This is a genomic window from Alloyangia mangrovi (genome assembly GCF_002300555.2).
GTDB lineage: Bacteria > Pseudomonadota > Alphaproteobacteria > Rhodobacterales > Rhodobacteraceae > Salipiger > Salipiger mangrovi.
Map to the genome: position 1 here is coordinate 40415 of NZ_NTHN02000032.1, position 16507 is coordinate 56921.

The 16507-nt window shown below is 67.0% G+C and carries 13 protein-coding genes; 9 read left to right on the forward strand and 4 right to left on the reverse strand.

Annotated features, from left to right (window positions below; translation table 11 throughout):
- Positions 1–293: 293 nt before the first annotated feature.
- Entirely contained in the window at positions 294–932 is a 639-nt protein-coding gene (locus tag CLG85_RS16835) for a hypothetical protein (protein WP_095884210.1), read from the reverse strand.
- Positions 933–1403: 471 nt separating this feature from the next.
- On the opposite strand from CLG85_RS16835, the gene CLG85_RS16840 reads away from it, so the two are divergent.
- A complete protein-coding gene (locus CLG85_RS16840; protein WP_095884209.1) occupies positions 1404–4097 on the forward strand; it encodes a cation-transporting P-type ATPase in 2694 nt (897 codons plus the stop codon).
- On the opposite strand, the gene CLG85_RS16845 is transcribed toward CLG85_RS16840, so the two are convergent.
- A complete protein-coding gene (locus CLG85_RS16845; RefSeq protein ID WP_260349657.1) occupies positions 4094–5368 on the reverse strand; it encodes an MgtC/SapB family protein in 1275 nt (424 codons plus the stop codon). The genes CLG85_RS16840 and CLG85_RS16845 overlap by 4 nt on opposite strands.
- 180 nt (positions 5369–5548) lie before the next feature.
- On the opposite strand from CLG85_RS16845, the gene CLG85_RS16850 reads away from it, so the two are divergent.
- Positions 5549–5830, forward strand: coding sequence for a cytochrome c family protein (locus CLG85_RS16850; protein ID WP_095882023.1), 282 nt, complete (start codon positions 5549–5551; stop codon positions 5828–5830).
- Here CLG85_RS16850 and CLG85_RS16855 read toward each other — a convergent pair.
- Positions 5815–7245, reverse strand: coding sequence for a ferric reductase-like transmembrane domain-containing protein (locus CLG85_RS16855; protein WP_095882024.1), 1431 nt, complete (start codon positions 7243–7245; stop codon positions 5815–5817). The genes CLG85_RS16850 and CLG85_RS16855 overlap by 16 nt on opposite strands.
- Before the next feature lie 1076 nt (positions 7246–8321).
- On the opposite strand from CLG85_RS16855, the gene CLG85_RS16860 reads away from it, so the two are divergent.
- Entirely contained in the window at positions 8322–8852 is a 531-nt protein-coding gene (locus tag CLG85_RS16860) for a hypothetical protein (RefSeq protein ID WP_095882026.1), read from the forward strand.
- A 226-nt stretch (positions 8853–9078) separates the two neighbouring features.
- Here the strand turns inward: CLG85_RS16860 and CLG85_RS16865 are convergent, their stop codons facing one another.
- Complete coding sequence (locus CLG85_RS16865; protein WP_260349670.1) at positions 9079–9273, reverse strand: hypothetical protein; 195 nt, start codon at positions 9271–9273, stop codon at positions 9079–9081.
- Positions 9274–9399: 126 nt separating this feature from the next.
- Between CLG85_RS16865 and CLG85_RS16875 the strand changes: the two genes are divergently transcribed.
- From CLG85_RS16875 to CLG85_RS16900, 6 genes are all read left to right on the forward strand, one after another.
- Positions 9400–11232, forward strand: coding sequence for a glycosyltransferase family 2 protein (locus CLG85_RS16875; protein ID WP_260349668.1), 1833 nt, complete (start codon positions 9400–9402; stop codon positions 11230–11232).
- A gap of 4 nt (positions 11233–11236) precedes the next feature.
- Entirely contained in the window at positions 11237–12871 is a 1635-nt protein-coding gene (locus CLG85_RS16880; RefSeq protein WP_260349660.1) for a cellulose biosynthesis cyclic di-GMP-binding regulatory protein BcsB, read from the forward strand.
- A gap of 25 nt (positions 12872–12896) precedes the next feature.
- Positions 12897–13445, forward strand: a complete 549-nt coding sequence (locus tag CLG85_RS16885; protein WP_260349662.1) for a hypothetical protein — start codon at positions 12897–12899, stop codon at positions 13443–13445.
- Positions 13442–14518 carry a family 8 glycosyl hydrolase gene (locus tag CLG85_RS16890; RefSeq protein WP_095882030.1) on the forward strand — a complete coding sequence of 359 codons (1077 nt, stop codon included), beginning with the start codon at positions 13442–13444 and terminating at the stop codon, positions 14516–14518. The genes CLG85_RS16885 and CLG85_RS16890 overlap by 4 nt, the downstream gene beginning before the upstream one ends.
- Entirely contained in the window at positions 14515–15933 is a 1419-nt protein-coding gene (locus tag CLG85_RS16895) for a hypothetical protein (RefSeq protein ID WP_260349663.1), read from the forward strand. Before CLG85_RS16890 ends, CLG85_RS16895 begins: the two co-directional genes overlap by 4 nt.
- 268 nt (positions 15934–16201) lie before the next feature.
- Positions 16202–16333 (forward strand): hypothetical protein, encoded by a 132-nt coding sequence (locus CLG85_RS16900; protein ID WP_260349665.1) that lies wholly within the window; start codon positions 16202–16204, stop codon positions 16331–16333.
- Positions 16334–16507: the final 174 nt, after the last annotated feature.

The window sequence follows — 16507 nt, forward strand, 5'->3', positions numbered from 1 at the left end:
TTTCAAATATGACGGTGCAGCGCGACACCCGGATAGGATGTGAGGATGGCTTATCGTTTATCTATAGCGTGTTACCCAACAGTCATTGATCGCCGTTCCAAGCAGCGGATCGTGGCTCAAGCCCCTGACGTCCAGAGACCCGATACCGGGCGGCCATGGGCTGCGCATGGCCCGACCCGAACACGAAGTGGCATGCACGAGACAGGCGTTTTGCGCCTGGGCCTTGACTAGGCGCATCGCGCCGCCCCCCCTTCGGAACAAGGCGCGGCGAGGGAATGCCTCGCCGAAGTCGCTCATCCAATAGCCAGGGTCGCTTCGATCGACGAACCGGAATAGGTATCCTCGACCGCGATCGCGCCGGTACTGACCTCGGCATAGGAGTGTGTCGCACTGACCTCCACGTCGAAATCCACGGTCGCGACATTCCCGCTTTCCACATGCTGGTAGGTCCCGAGCCGGTAGCTGCTCTCCGGCGTGATCATCAGCGTGCTGTCCATATCGATACAGGCAAAGTCCACAGCGATCATTTGGGTTCTGGTTTCTGACCAGTTTTCGCCCGTCGTGGTCGTGGTTCGGGTAAAGACGAAATCCGCGCCGTCCACATCGCAAAATGCGTTCGTTGTCGCGGTCTCGGCGCCGCCCTCGGCGGCCGCCGAGAAGGTCCCGCTGCCCACCGCGAAGGACCCATACTCCGTATCGCTGAGTTCCGCGGTCAGATCCGCCCTCGCCCTAGTGTGTTCGCCCTCCGCCTCCGCGGTGCCCCCGATCTCAACGTCCATGGCAGAGGAGTACTCGTCCAGAGGCGATTCCAGAGCGCCAGCGATGGTTTCAGCGAGATGCTCGAGGTAGTCCACGACCAGCGCGATGGCCTTGTCGGACCAATCTCCTTTTTCGAGCATCCTTCCCGCGCGCGCTAAAGCAGCCCAATACATGAACGACCCTCCTCCAAATAATCTCACTCCCTCGAACACAATAATAAATTGAATGGGAGAATATTGATCCGCTATTTCGAGACTTTTCGAGTGTCTTACGATATCGCCACCCGGAAGATCGAAGGGACCACCTCAAGGGAGCTTGGACGCGCCTCGATTCAAACGACTTTCCATGCCTCCACCCGCGCCGCTGCCCGGGCAGTCGAGGGGAGCCAGCGTGTCCCTATCAAAAGGAGAAACCTGCGTGGGCGACGGATTAGCCCAAAGATCGAACAGAAGGCGCAGCACGGATTTCCCAGTCCCCCCCATATCCCCGCCAACCGCGCGCTGCGACTCTTCTTCGCAAGTGCAAAACTCGAAGTGCCAGATCGCCGACTCCGGGTAACAATGGGTCCGCCTCTCCCTTGTTCGCCGTGGACAGCCGCCCGCCGGGCCACGGACGCCTCGATCCCTGCCGGAAGGACCGCATTGATGCCGTCGCCCGACACCAGTCCGCCGCTTCACGCACTCTCACCCGAGGCCGCGCTCGACCGGCTCGAGACTTCGGCCTCGGGCCTCAGCACCGCGGAGGCCGCGGGGCGGCAGGCCCGGCATGGCGCGAACCTGCTTCCAGAGCCGGCGCAGCGCACCCCGGCCCTGCGCTTCCTGAGGCAGTTCCACAACGTGCTGATCTACGTGCTGCTCGGCTCGGCCGTGGTCACCGCGGCCCTCCACCATTGGGTGGATACCGGCGTCATCCTCGCTGTGGTTCTGATCAACGCCGTCATCGGCTTCGTTCAGGAAGGACGCGCCGAGGATGCGATGGCCGCGATCCGCCGCATGCTGGCGCCGCGGGCCTCGGTGCTACGGGACGGCAAGCGGCAGAGCCTCGACGTGGCCGGGTTGGTGCCCGGCGATATCGTCCTCGTCGAACCGGGGGCATTGGTGCCGGCCGACCTGAGGTTGCTCGACGCGCATGCGCTGAAGGTGCAGGAGGCCGTGCTGACCGGCGAGTCCGTTCCCGTCGAGAAGACCGCTGCGCCGGTGGCCGAAGATTGCGCGCTCGGGGATCGCAGCTCAATGCTCCATTCGGGCACGATGATCGCCGCCGGGACCGGAACGGCTGTCGTCACCGCCACCGGTCCCGCAACGCAGATCGGTCAGATCAGCGGGATGCTCGCCCGCGTCGAGACCGTGCAGACCCCGCTGCTGGTGCAGATGGACCGCTTTGCCCGCTGGCTCACCGCTGTCATCCTTGCCGTCGGCGCCGTGCTGCTGGCCTATGGCAGCTTCGTGCGGCACCTGCCCTTTGGCGATCTTTTCATGGCCATCGTCGGCCTCTCGGTCGCCGCCATCCCCGAGGGTCTTCCCGCCGTGCTGACCATCACGCTCGCCGTCGGGGTCCGGACCATGGCGCGGCGCAACGCCATCGTGCGCCAGCTGCCCGCCATCGAGACGCTGGGCTCGGTCTCGGTCATCTGCTCGGACAAGACCGGCACGCTCACCCGCAACGTGATGACTGTGGCCAGCCTCGCCGCCTCCGGGCAGCTCTATTCGGTGGATGGAGAAGGCTACGCTCCAGAGGGCGGGGTACTCTGGCACGACAGTCAGGTCTCACCGGAGGAGCACGCCGTCCTTGCCGAGTTCGCCCTTGCCGCCGCGCTCTGCAACGACGCGCTGCTGCGCGACACCGATACCGGCTGGCAGGTGGAGGGCGATCCGATGGAAGGCGCGCTCATGGCGCTGGCAGGCAAGATCACCGGCGCGGGCCCGGCTCCCTTCCGCCAGTGGCGCCGCACCGACGCCATCCCTTTCGATGCGGCGCACCGTTACATGGCCACGCTGCACCATGATCACGAGGGCCATGCCTGCCTGCATGTAAAAGGCGCGCCCGAGGCGGTTATCGCGCTCTGCAGGGACGAGCGCCGCGATGGCGGCGGCATTGCGCCGCTCGACCGGGAGCATTGGCAGGCGATGGTCGAACGGCTCGCCGCCGAGGGGCAACGGGTGCTTGCCGTCGCCCAGCGCGCGATGCCGCCCGAGAAGACCGTGCTGAACAAGACCGATCTTGACGGGCAGCTCACGCTCATCGGGCTCGTCGGACTGATCGACCCTCCCCGCCCCGAAGCCATCGCTGCGGTCGCAGAATGCCGGGGCGCCGGTATCCGGGTGAAGATGATCACCGGAGACCATGCCGCGACCGCCCGCGCCATCGGCCGCGAGATCGGGTTGCAGAATGTCGCGCAGGTGCTCACCGGTGCCGAGATCGAGGCGATGGACGATGCCGCGCTGGCCGCGGCGGTTTACGAGACCGACATCTTCGCGCGCACCTCTCCGGCCCACAAGCTGCGTCTCGTCACCGCGCTGCAGTCGCACGGGCTGACCGTCGCCATGACCGGCGACGGGGTCAACGACGCCCCCGCCCTCAAGCGCGCCGACGCGGGTATCGCCATGGGACTGACCGGCAGCGAGGCCGCCAAGCAGGCCGCCGCCGTGGTGCTGGCCGACGACAATTTCGCCTCGATCGTGGCGGCGGTGCGCGAGGGCCGCACGGTCTACGACAACATCAAGAAGGTGATCAGCTGGACTCTGCCCACCAGCACCGGAGAGGCGATGACGGTGGTGGTCGCGCTGTTTGCCGGGATGGCGCTGCCGATCACCCCGGTACAGATCCTCTGGGTCAACCTGATCACCGCCGGCACGCTGGGGCTCGCGCTCGCCTTCGAGCCGCCGGAGGAGGGCACGATGCGCCGCGCCCCGCGTCCGCGCACCGAGCCGCTGCTCAGCGGCACGCTGGTCTGGCACATCGCGTTGGTCTCGACGCTGTTTCTCGCGGCGGTCTTCGGGATGTATTTCCACGCCATCGCCCGGGGCCAGCCCGTCGCCCTTGCGCAGACCACCGCGATGAACACGATGGTGATCCTTGAGATCTTCCACCTCTTCTTCATCCGCAACATCCACGGCACCTCGCTGACCCTGAAGGCCGCCCGCGGCACGCCGGTCATCTGGGCCTGCGTGCTGATCGTGGCCGGCGCGCAATGCGCGATTACCTACCTGCCGGCGATGCAGTCCATCTTTCACACCGCGCCTGTGCCCTTTGCGGATGGGCTTCTCGCTTTCGGGATCGGCATCGTCTTTCTGGTCCTGCTGGAGGGCGAGAAGCAGCTGCGGAGGCGCAAGGCCTAGGGCTGCGCTGGCGCTCCGAGCGCCAGCATGGCGCCGCCCGCAACGATCGTCAGGAGGTAGACCGGCAGCACCCGCAGTCCCAGCGCGCGGCTCCCGGCGAAGAAGCTGATCGCCCCTTTCACGACAGAGTTCACTGACACCGCGATGAAGATCGCCACCGCCCCGTGAAAGGCCGCGAGGTCCCGGCCCACCAGCCGCGATACCGAGATGGTCAGCGCATCCACATCCGTCAATCCCGACAGGGCCGCCGCCGCGTAGACCCCCTCGACGCCGAGCCAGAGCCGGAGATAGTGCACCCCGAGCAGCACCGCCGCGAGCACCCCGCCGAAGCCGAGCGCGGCGCCGAGCTCGAGCGGGTTCGCGATCCCCTCGACCTGCCCCGCCGCCTCTGTGCCCGCCCGCGCCCGCAGCGAGAGCGCGACGGTTGCGAGCAGCGCGACAGCGGCCATGACCCCCACCGGCGGCGTGAGCTGGTTCAGCAGCGCGGGGCCGAAGACCGCGACCAGCGCGAGCACGCGCAGGAAGGCCACCGCTCCGGCCGCGAGGATGCCCGCCGCCGCCATGGGCGCAAGACCCGGCTGCGCCCGCACGACCCGCGACAGTGCCAAAGTCGTGGACGTCGACGAGGCGAGCCCGCCGCAGAGGCCTGTCAGCAGCATGCCAAGCTTCGCCCCGCCGAGGCGGATCGCCACGTAGCCCAGGAAAGACAGACCGGCGACCACCACCACGGCCCACCACAGATCATAGGGATTGAGCACGCCCCCGGGGCCGTAACCTTGGTCAGGCATCAACTGCAGCCCCACCACCGAGATCAGCGCAAGCTTGAGCACCGCCGACAGCTCGCCGCTGCCCATATGCGCCACCCAGCCGTGCAGCCGCGATTTCAGCGACAGCAGCAGCGCGCAAAGGACGCCTGCGGCAGCGGTGGGGGCCATTTCTCCGAGCACCGAGGCGGCACCGAGCACGAACACCAGCAACATGGCGATCTCGGTGGTCAGCCCGGCATCGCCCTCGGCGCGCAGGGTGAACCAGTAGCTCACCGCCAGCAGGCCGCTCACCGCGAGCAGGGCCGCGCCCGGCAGGACAGCGCCCGAGACGGGGGCCAGCCCGCCGGTCACCCCGCCGAGCAGACCGACGAGCGCAAAGGTTCTCACCCCGGCGACCCGCGCGCCCTCGCGTTCCGCCCGCCCGTGCCAGCCACGCTCGAGCCCGACCAGAAGCCCGATCGCCAGCGCCAGCCCGAGTCTCTGCAGAAGCTCCATGTCCGTCATCGCCGTCGAAGCTCTCCCTGTCTCGATGCCGTCCAGCCTAGCGAGCGAGGGGCCGTTGCTGCACAATCCATATCAACAGCCGTTCCCCACGAGTTTGCGCCCCCATCCTTGTCGCGGGTCGTCCCAAGCGTCATCATCGCCGGGATATTATCCAGGGCCTTGGCACCGAAAAGGCATTTCATGCACGCATTCCTCTCCTGCCGCGGCGGCGCGGCTTTGGTTCTTTGTAGCCTCATCGCCAGCCCCGGCGCTGCTGCCGATCCCTCCACCGGCGCGCAGGCTTGGACCGCAAACTGCGCGAAATGCCATCGCGACCCCGCGCGCATCGCCTCGGCGATCCCTGTCCCGAACGACACGGCGGGCGCGGCACGGCTCGACCGTTTTCTCGCCGATCACCACGCAAGGGACGCGTCGACCCGCGCGGCGATCATCAGCTGGCTGCAGGATCAGGCCAGCCAATAGATGAGCACCAGCGCCGCGACCCCGCTCCAGAGCGCGGCGAAACCTGACAGGATCCTGCGATCCTTGGCCGAGGCGCGGCCCGCTGCGTAGCTGAAACGTTCGTAGCTGATCGCCTGCATCGGCACCCCCATCTTCAGCACCATGTCCGCGACGAAGGTCATCATCGGCCCGGGGCCGCAGGTCATCACCTCGCAGTTGGCAGGGTCGAGCCCTTCGAACGCTTCCGCCAGATGCGCCCGGGTCAGGGGGCCGCGCAGCAACGCGCCGCCCTGCTCGGCGCGGTCGGAGACCAGCATCGGCACCACCCCGAGCGCCGCGCAGGCGGGCCGATAGAGATCCGGCGGCACCATCGCCTCGGCACTGCGCGCAGCGTAGAGGAACCGCACCGGACGGCGGCTCCGGCTCTGCGCGAGATGCGACAGGATCGACAGGATCGGCGCGACGCCCACCCCGCCGGCAACGAGGACCAGTGGCCCCTCGCCGCGCGGTACGAAGCTGCCATGCGGCGCATCGACCGAGACCCGCGTTCCCGGTGCGAGTTGCCCGACCCCATTCGTGAAATCCCCGGCCTCCTGCACGAGAAAGCGCAGCTCCGCCTCGCCGGGGGCGGAGGCAATCGAGAAGGGATGGTCATGCAGCGGCAGGCGTTTGCGCCCGAAGGCAACCCAGGCGAACTGGCCTGGCTCGAAGCACAGGTCACCGCCCTCGGGCGGGGCAACCCTCAGCAGCCAGAGGCGCTCCCCCGCGGGCCGCGCCTCGCGGAGTGTCCAGCCCTGCCCGGCCGGACGAACGAGGCGCACCGCGTAGACCCAGAGCGCCGGAAGGGTCACGCCAAGCGCGAAGAGGATCCAGACCGCCGCGGCAAGCGCGCCTGCCCTGCCATCCTCCACCGCGTGCCAGGCGATCAGCGCCACAAGTGTGACGGCCCCGAGCGCATGCCCGGCCCTCCATATCTGGTAACGCATCCCGAGCCGGTCACGCAGCAGCGCGAGAACGACCAGAACCGCGAGCAGGATAAGCGCGAGGCGTGCTTCCCATAAACCGGGCCCGGAGAGGACCAGCTCGACACGCCGGGAAAGCCGTCCCGGGCGGTCGGGGTCCGGCAGCCCGATCACGGCCAGCACGTGGACCAGCGCCAGCAGCAGCGCCACCGGCGCCGCCCACTTGTGAAAGGCCATGGTGATATCGATGCCGATGCGCCCCGAGATCGCCTCGAAGCGACCGCTGGTGATCATCTGCAGCAGGATCATCGCAGCGGCAGCCACCCCCGCGCCGGTCGCCAGCCGCATCGCGGCCTGCCCGTGCCCCTGCCCCGTCAGGAGCGCCGGCAGCAGCGGCAGGGAGATCAACGCGGCATAGCAGAGCGCAAGGACAAGTGGCGGCAGACCGCGCCGCTTCGGCGGTGTTGGGGGCATGGCGATGTCTCCTCGATCGCGGCGACTCTAGCCGCATTGCCGAGTCATTCCTTGACACGGATCACGCGCCGTCAGGACACAGCGCAAGAAATACCCACGCAAAGAGCCGCTTTCGTACGGAATCACGCAATTCCGAAACCCGCTAGAACGGAGGTGAAATTCGGGGAAATACCTTCATCCACAGCAACCAATTGTTTCCACGCATTTCGCTTGCCACTGCAATCGAGAAGACGCTATCTGCCCGCGGGAGTAGCCTTAATTGTTCCTTATTTTTATCGAGTATCTTGGGAGGAGGCCATCATGAGCCTACGGAACCGTCGCCTGTTCAATTGCCGGTCGTGCGGCCACAACATGCGGCTCGGTGCCACAGAATGCGGGAGCTGCTACCAGCCGGCTCCGCAGATCAATCGCCTGCCGTTGCCCCTGCTGCTCGGCCTTCCTTTGGCCGCGCTGGTTGCCGTCGCGATGTGGGCCTCCGCACACTAGGCAAAGGGCTCTCAGCACCGCAGAACGCATCTCAATCGCGTGCGCGTCCGCGGCACTGGCACTGGCACTGGCACTGGCACTGGCATTGATAGTGCGCCCGGTCACGTCACCTCGCAGCCGTCCATTTTCGCGCACATGATACGCTTGGCGCAGTGCGCCGACTCACTTGTGCCGGCCCGATGAGAACCGGACCGGCGCGCCACTCGTCGCCACGAGTTGCGGAAGAATTTGACGATAATGTGCCCAAACGACCCCTCCAGAGTGATGGATTTTTGAGCACAAATCCAAAAAACTGGGATGCTCGCCAATTTTGTCATGGATTCGTGAGAGAATTCTGCTTTTGGTAAGACCGTGTCTCCGGGGCGTTTTGCCCTCCCGACATGAATTGACTTGAATATTTGTGAAGTAAATTGGTGTGTTTGTTTGAGGGGTGCCTTGTTTTGCCTGGCAATTACCTATCGTTGCGCCGCATTGCGCAATGCAGACGTAGAATTCGACTCGAGATCGTCGCTTTTGTCCTCCTTGCGGCCTGCGACACCTTCCCGCTGACCCCGACGGAATTCGACAGGGAGCTTCAGCAGGCGCCCTTCGTGGTGCAGCCGCAATCAGATGCCTGGCTGTCGACCCGAAACGCACAGGTCGTTTTCGAACGGCGCTTCCGTGGCCGCAGCGAACAGCACATCCTGCTGCCCAACCGGACCGCGGTTTCGGGCGAGAATTACATCCTTCTTCGATCGCATGGCAGCCGCGGTGCCAATATCGGGCGCTTCAGGCCGTTCGAGCTGCTGAAATCCGCCGGAGGCATTCCCTATCCGTTCACCGCCGCCGCGATCCGCGGCATGACGACGGAGACCGATGCGCTCGGCCAGATCGACTGGGCGCTCTGGACCAATTACTCCGGATTGACCTGCGTGCTCGCCTTCCGCCGCTTCGACGGTGCGAACCGTACCATTCCCGCCGGCGCCGGGGCCATGGACCTCGCCATGCGCAATTGCGTCTACGGCACCGTGGAAGAGGCGCTCGCACCGATCAGCCCGCAGGGGGCGAGCTTTGCCGCCACGGGGCTGACCGAAGAGTCCGCCCCCAAGATGTTGTCGCCGCTCGCAGGACCGCTGCCATGAAATTCCGTGATTTTGTTTCCGCATCGGGGGCCGCCGCCCTCTCCTTCGCATGGGCCGTGCTCTTTGCCGTGGTGGTATTCCTCGCCTCGGTACCGACCTCCGTCGCCACGCAGGCGCTGCTCTCGCTTCTGGCCTGCAGCCTGATCTACGTGATGAAACCGGGCGTGACCTCGAACATGACCCTACGCTTCGTCGTGCTGTCGATCGCCGGCGCCTTCGTGCTGCGTTACTGGCTGTGGCGGCTGTTCGAAACGCTTCCTTCGTTCGAAGACCCGGTCTCGCTTGCCGCGGCGCTGGTGCTCTTCGGGGCCGAGAGCTTCACCGTCGCCATCTTCTTCCTGACTGCGCTGATCAACTCCGATCCGGTCGACCCGCCGAAGCCCGCGCCGGTGCGGCTCGAGGACGTGCCAACGGTCGACATCCTCATCCCCAGCTACAACGAGAGCGAGGAGCTGCTCGCGGTCACCCTCGCCGCGGCGAAGCGGATCACCTACCCCGCAGGCAAGATGACCGTCGTGCTCTGCGATGACGGCGGCACCGACGAGCGCTGCAACCACACAGACCTCGAGATGCGGCGCGCTCGCGCGAGCGGCGGGCGAGCCTACAGGCACTCTGCAAGGAACTCGACGTCGTATACACCACCCGTGCCCGCAACGAGCACGCCAAGGCCGGCAATCTCAATGCCGCGCTGCAGCATCTCGAGGGCGAACTGGTGTTGGTGTTGGACGCGGACCACGTGCCGAGCCGTGACTTCCTGGCGCGGACCGTCGGCTACATGGTCGAGAATCCGCGGCTCTTCCTCGTGCAGACGCCGCATTTCTTCACCAACCGCGATCCAATCGAGCGCAATCTCGAACTGCCCGAGACCTCGCCCTCCGAGAACGAGATGTTCTACGCCCAGATTCACCGCGGCCTCGATCGCTTCGGCGGGGCGTTCTTCTGCGGCTCGGCGGCGCTGCTGCGGCGGCAGGCGCTGGACGAGGTGGGCGGCATCGCCGGCGAAACCATTACCGAGGATGCCGAAACGGCACTGGATATTCATTCGCGCGGATGGGAGAGCCTCTATCTCGACCACGCGATGGTGGCCGGACTGCAGCCCGAGACCTTTGCCTCGTTCATCCAGCAGCGCGGCCGTTGGGCGACCGGCATGATCCAGATGCTGATGCTGAAGAACCCGATCTTCCGCAGCGGACTCTCGCTGAAGCAGCGCTTGTGCTACCTGAACTCCATGAGCTTCTGGCTGTTCCCGGCCATCCGGATGGTCTTCCTGCTCATGCCCCTGCTCTACCTGTTCTTCGGCCTCGAGATCTACGTGGTCACGACGCAGGAGGTGCTGGCCTATATCGTGCCCTACCTGCTGATCGGCTTCATGGTGCAGAACGCGCTGTTCGGCAGCTTCCGCTGGCCGCAGATCTCGGAGGTCTACGAGATCGCCCAGACGCCCTACTTGCTCAAGGCGGTGGTGCACACAGTGCTGCGTCCGCGCGATGCCTCTTTCAAGGTCACGGCCAAGGATGAAACGCTGGACCACAGCTTCCTGTCCCCGGTCTATGCCCCGCTTGCGGTGCTGGCCGCGCTGCTTCTGGCGGGTCTGGTCGCCGGAGCGTTCCGCTGGGCCGCCTTCCCCGGCGACCGCGCGGTGGTCGAGATCGTCGGCGCGTGGAACCTCTACAACTTCCTGCTGGTCGCCTATGCGCTGCGGGCGGTCTTCGAGCGCCCGGATCGGCTGGAACGCCCGCGCTGCGGGATCTCCAGCGCCGCGCTGCTGCGCTGGTGCGGGGTCGCTCTGAGTGACGACGAACAGGTTCCCGAGGTCTCCGCCGAGATCGTGGCCATCACACCGCGCCGCGTCAGCCTGCATCTCGGCAATGACACGCGATCGCGCTACGGGCGGGTGTTCCGCGAGGGGGCCTCGACCGGCCTGCAGGTAGAGCTCGCGCCGATCCTTCCGCGGAACCCCGAGCTCGAAGCGCCCCTGCCCCTCAAGGTAAGGACCGTACGCTCCGACGTGGACGGAACATTGATCGAGCTCGACGTCGCGCCCGCGCAGATGATCGCGGCAAGTCGGCTGACCGCGCATCTGGTCTACGGCGACAGCCTGAGATGGCACTTCTTCCGCAAGGTCTATCCCCAGGGCAGCACGCTGATCGCGGGGCTCGCCTATGTCGCCGGAAAGAGCCTAGTGTCGGTGCCGAAGTCGGCGATTGGCTTCGTCACCGAGCCGGCCCGCCGCCGCCGCGAGGCCACCGAGGAGGCCATGCACAGCGAGCCCGCGTTCGTGGCCCCGGTCTTGGACCGCCCGGATCCGCGACCTGCAAGGGCCCCGCTCGAGGCCGCCGCGGCAGTCGGCGCAGCCGATTACCTTGTGATCGAGGAGTGACGCCATGAAACACTGGATCCTTCCCATTCTGACCGCCGCGCTCCTGCCCGCCTTCGCGGGCGGTGGCCGCGCGCAGCAAATCCTCCTGAACGAGCTGCCGGTGCAGGAGGCTCCGCTCGCCCCTTCCGAGCGATCGGCGGAGAGCGCGGTTCCCCGGATGGACTGGTCGCCCGCCGCACCCGCGGCGACGGCGGAGGTGACCGACATGCTGCCGGTTCTGCTGCCGCTGCGCCCGACGATGCCACAAGGCGCCGAGACCGAGGGTTACCGCGTTCAGGGGCAATTCGGCGAAGCCCGCTTCGTCCTTTTTCTTCCGAGTGCCGCAGAAGGCGCCGAGCTCGAGCTGACCACGCTGAGTTCGATCAACCTTCTTCCCGAGCAGTCGAATATCCGGGTCGAGGTCAACGGCACCACCATCGGAACCATCATCCCCGATAATTTCGACAAGGCCGGAACCGATGCGCTCGCCATTCCAGGCGGCGCATTGAAGCCCGGACGGAACGTCGTGACCCTGCGCTTCCAGCAGGTCCACCGCGTGTTCTGCGGTCCCGACGCAGCCTTTGATCTCTGGACCCATGTCCTGCTGTCGCAGAGCGGCATCAGGGTCGCGCCCGGCGATTTCGGCGCCGACGCGCCCGGCTTCCTGGCCGCGGTCGCGGCGCAGCTCGGGCGCGGGAAGCCGCTGGTCGTCGCCGAGACCACGGGCTCGACCGACGTTGCATCGTTGAGCTCCGCCATGGCCCGGGTCGAAAGCCTGTTCGAGGGCCTTCCCCCGGAGATCGAGATCACCGATCCCTACGCGGTCGCAACGACCCCGCCGGCGCTGGCGCGGGTGACGCTGCTGCCCGATGAGACATCTCCGCCCGATCTGCCGCAGTTCCGCCGCGGCGGCGATGGGGCTCTGGTGCTGGTGGCAAATGCCGCCCATCCCGAGCAGGTCGCAGAGGTCATGCTCGGCGCCTTCGGCGAAGGACACCCCGCCAACCCGGTGCCGACGCTGCAGCCCGGCACGACGCGATCCCTTGCCGATCTCGGCGTTGGGCGCCTGGTCGGACAGGGCCACTACATCCGCGAGACCGTGCGCTTCAGGCTTCCCTGGGACTGGCTGGTGCTTTCGGCGCAACGCGCGGAGCTTCGGCTCGACTACGGGTTCGATCGCAATCTCCCGAAGGGCGCCCTGCTGCTGGTGAAGATCAACGATGCGACCGTCCACCTCCTTCCGCTCGACGAGGACGACAAGGCGGGACAACGGGTCGAGACGCTGCGCATTCCCTTCGCAGCGAACATGCTCGAGCCTGGCGTCAATCACCTGACCTTCGAAGCGCTGGTTCCCGGCGATCCCCCCCGACGAGGCCTGCGCGCCGCGAAGCACACCGATCTTCGAGATATTCGACACGACGACACTGGACATCCCCACGGCACCCAGCATGTCCGTCGCCCGGCTCGACCAGGTCCTCGCAGGGCTGAGCCCCGAGAGCGTCCGGCTGAGCGAGGCCGCCGGGGAAGCCCTGCCGCTGGGCCTCCTGCCGCGCCTCGCCTCGGTCTTCGTCGGCCAGAACACAGAGGGACCGGGACCCGCATCGCTGACCATCGGCGTTCCCTCGGACCTGTCGACACTCGGAGGGCGCATTCTTGGTGACGCCACCTCGACGCTGCAGGAGGCGATGCTGATCGCGCCGCGCCCCGAGCCGAAGGACATCGACACCTGGGCAAAGGTCGACGGGGGCCGCTGGTGGCAGGCGGTCTACGACCCTGCCAAGGCCGGCGCCATAGTGCGAACGTTCCGCGACAGGCTTGCCGCGATCTGGCGCGGCCCTCAGTCGGAACTCGATGCCTGGCTCGACGGACGTGCCGCCGACGCCATGCTGCTGCAGCCCGACCTCGACAGACCCGGGAACATCTGGCTCATCCTCCGGCCCAACCTGCCCCTCGAGAAGCTCGTCGCATCGCTGATCCACGGCGGCGGGACGCTCGATATCCCGCGCGGGCAGGTCTCGTTGTTCACACCCGACGCCGGCTGGCAGAGCTGGCACTCCTCGGCGCGACGCCTGGAGCTGCACGAGCCGCTCACCCTCGACAATGCGCGCAAGGTGGTCGGCAATTACGCCTCTCTCGCGCCGCCTGTCTTCATCGTTCCCATGCTGGCGCTGTCCCTGGTCTCCGCGATCCTCGCGATGGGCGTCATGATCATCACGCGACGGAGGAAGAAATGAACCGAAGAGAGCTTCTGGCCTCGCTTTGCGCAACCAGCCTGTCCGGCGCGCTGTCCCTGCCGGCCGCAGCGCTGGCCGCGACATCCGGCACCGGCCTAGAGGCCAGCCTTCGCGATGTCTGGGAGGCCTGGCGCGATGCCAACATGGACGCGACCGGACGGGTGATCGACCGGCTGCAGAAGTCGTCGAGCCATTCCGAGGGGCAGGCCTATGGCATGCTCCTGGCCGCCATGATGGGCGACCGCGCGGCCTTCGAGCGGATGGACGCCTGGACCCGGCTCAACCTCGCCATCCGGCAGGACTCCCTGATGGCCTGGCGCTGGCTTCCCGACGCGCCGGTGCGGGTGCCCGACCTCAACAATGCCAGCGATGGCGACCTCTTCCGGGCCTGGGCGCTGCTGCGCGCCGCGCAGCGCTTCGAAGCCCCCGAGTACCGGGCGGCAGCAGAAGCCATCGTGCGCGACCTCGCCAAGAGCTGCATCGTCCATCGCCCCGGCGCCGACCCGTTGCTGCTGCCCGCAGCCCGGGGCTTCGAGACCGAGGCCGGGTTCCTCTACAATCCCTGCTACACGATGCCCCTAGCCATGCATGAGCTGGCGACCGAATTCAACCAGCCGGTCCTTGCCGCGGCGGCCCGCGGCGCGGTCGAGCTGGCCCGCCAGCTCGCGCTCGAAGGTGTTGTCCCGGACTGGGTCGAGGTGACACCGCAAGCCGTCGGGCCGGCGAAGGGGTTCTCCTTCGATGCCGGTTACGAGGCGATGCGGGTGCCGCTGTATTTCGTCTGGTCGGGCCTGCACGATCACCCCGCTGTCCTGCGCTTCGCCGAGGCACAGTCGCGGGTGCCCCCCGGTCTCGCCGCCACCCGGATCAGCCGCGGCACCGGAGAGGCCCTCTCGACCAGCGCGGAGCCGGGCTACAAGGCCATCGCCGCGCTCGCCACCTGTTCGGCGCGCCAAGAGGTCGGCGCGCGGATCCCGCCCTTCTCGCCCGGGGCCCCCTACTACCCGGCAACCCTGCAACTCTTCGCCCTTCTCGCCCAGGCCGAAGCCCTACCCACGTGTGTACCGTTATGAAAAAGTTCCATTTTACCCTCGCACTTCTCGCCTTTTCGCAAACCTTCGCTGCGCTTCCCGGGCAGGCACAGTCGCCAACCGACAGCGACCTTCAGGCTCTGCGCTTCTACATGAACGAGGCCAATGACCAGGCCGCCCGCTCCGAGGTGCGGCGCCTGCAGCTTCGCTACCCCGACTGGGTGGTTCCCGAGGATCTCGGCGCGCTGCAGCAAGGCTCGCCCGACGCGGCGGTCGCCGACATCTACCGCGAGATTCGCTCGGGCAATTTCGCCCGCGCCCGCGCCATCATCGAGGAGACCGGCCGTGCGACCCCAAGCTGGGCCCCCTCGCCCGAGCTGCTCGCGGCCCTGTCTATCGCCGAGTCCCAATCAAACTTCGACCAGGCCGTCTCGCGCGGCGAGCCGGGAGCCGCCATCAAGATCGCTCGCGCCAACCCCGATCTGCTGCGCTGCGAGCGGGTGAACAACGCCTGGCTCCTCGCCGAGCAATACCAGGCCGCGCGCGAGCCCGCGCTTGCGCTGACCACGCTGAACGCCATCGTGCGCAGCTGCACCGATCCCAACATCCTTGTCGCAACGCTGGAGAAATCCGTTGCCGTCGCGAGCCTCGAGCAACTCGCCGCAATGGCTGACGCGGCGCGCGCCCTCGCGCCGGGCGCCGCCGAACGGCTGACCTCGGTAGAGACCCGCCTACGCGCCGGGCTGCAGGCCCAGCCACGCCAGCTCGCCTCGGCCACGCCGAGCGGCACCCCCGCCCGGTTCGAAGCGCCCGACAGTGGTGGCGGGCTCACCTCGACGAAGAGCCAGCAGCCAGCGCAGCGCCCGCTGGCCCCCGCCCCGAACCGCAAATCGTCCGGCGGCGACACTGCGGCGCTGACACAGGCGCGCGCTGCCGCGCAACGCGCCGATTGGTCCACCTGCCTGGCCGCCTCGGTCAAGGGCACCAGCCCCCAGATCGTCTCGCAGCGCGCCTGGTGCGCGCTGAATGCGAAACGTCCCATGCAGGCCCTGAACGATTTCAAATACGCCGCGAGCCAGTCACCCACGGCAGAGGGCCGACGCGATGCCCGCTACGGGCTGGCTCTGGTGATGCTTCAGCTCAACATGGTCGACCAGGCCGCAACTGTCGCCGCGACCACGCATTTCTCTGAGCAGCAGCGCCTGGAAGTCGAGACGCAGATCCTCGACAAGCGCGGCATATCCGCCTACCAGCGCCACGACTACCGCCGCGCCATCGCCTATTTCGACGAGCTCGAACGGCTGAGCGGCGTCGTCCGACGCGACATCGCGCTGCTGCGGGGCTACGCCTACCTCAACTCGGGCCAGCGCGCCCGCGCCCGGGCCGAATTCCAGGCCATCCATGACAAGCTCGCCACGCCCGAATCGCGCCGCGCCCTCTCTCGGGCACTGCACTGAGCGTGCCGATTCGCCCTGCTCTTGGCGCACGCCCCGGACGGCGCGGTGATTTCGCCGAAGGGGTCGAGACCCTCTCCATAAAACACGCATAGGGCGTCTCACAGGGCGCCCTATGAGCACCACCCACCGCTTTGCCCGGGATTGACGGGAATTTCTCCGTTTCTCGATATTTTCAACAGCTTAAAGGTTAATATAACTTTAAACGCGCTGCGTTTAGCCGGTCCCCGGACACATTTTTCACAAGTCAAATTTTTTTAGGAACTGCTTCATGACCAAGATCGAAATCGAACGCGAGCGCCACCAGAACAGCCGCCGCCGACGCAGGGCCCAGATCGTCGAACTGCTGGCAGGCGCGGCGATCATCCTCTGGGTCATCGCCCACTTCGGCGCTGGCAGCTGACGCTCAAAGCCCGCCAAAACCCCCGGCCTCCGTCAGGCGCCACCTGGCGGGGGCAGGCGAAGGTCCTAGACCAACGCCGAAGCGCCTGCCCCGCCCGGAACCCCGGCGCCGAAACGCGCAAAGCGCCCGTTTGGGCGCTGGCGGTGGATTGTGATCTGGGTTTTGGTTGCGGGA

Bases quoted from the DNA above. Each gene is read 5' to 3' on its own strand.
- CLG85_RS16835 (WP_095884210.1), bottom strand. From the start codon at position 932: ATGTATTGGGCTGCTTTAGCGCGCGCGGGAAGGATGCTCGAAAAAGGA.
- CLG85_RS16855 (WP_095882024.1), bottom strand. From the start codon at position 7,245: ATGCCCCCAACACCGCCGAAGCGGCGCGGTCTGCCGCCACTTGTCCTT.
- CLG85_RS16880 (WP_260349660.1), top strand. From the start codon at position 11,237: ATGAAACACTGGATCCTTCCCATTCTGACCGCCGCGCTCCTGCCCGCC.
- CLG85_RS16900 (WP_260349665.1), top strand. From the start codon at position 16,202: ATGACCAAGATCGAAATCGAACGCGAGCGCCACCAGAACAGCCGCCGC.
- CLG85_RS16885 (WP_260349662.1), top strand. From the start codon at position 12,897: ATGCTGATCGCGCCGCGCCCCGAGCCGAAGGACATCGACACCTGGGCA.
- CLG85_RS16895 (WP_260349663.1), top strand. From the start codon at position 14,515: ATGAAAAAGTTCCATTTTACCCTCGCACTTCTCGCCTTTTCGCAAACC.
- CLG85_RS16840 (WP_095884209.1), top strand. From the start codon at position 1,404: ATGCCGTCGCCCGACACCAGTCCGCCGCTTCACGCACTCTCACCCGAG.
- CLG85_RS16850 (WP_095882023.1), top strand. From the start codon at position 5,549: ATGCACGCATTCCTCTCCTGCCGCGGCGGCGCGGCTTTGGTTCTTTGT.
- CLG85_RS16845 (WP_260349657.1), bottom strand. From the start codon at position 5,368: ATGACGGACATGGAGCTTCTGCAGAGACTCGGGCTGGCGCTGGCGATC.
- CLG85_RS16865 (WP_260349670.1), bottom strand. From the start codon at position 9,273: ATGTCGACCGTTGGCACGTCCTCGAGCCGCACCGGCGCGGGCTTCGGC.
- CLG85_RS16890 (WP_095882030.1), top strand. From the start codon at position 13,442: ATGAACCGAAGAGAGCTTCTGGCCTCGCTTTGCGCAACCAGCCTGTCC.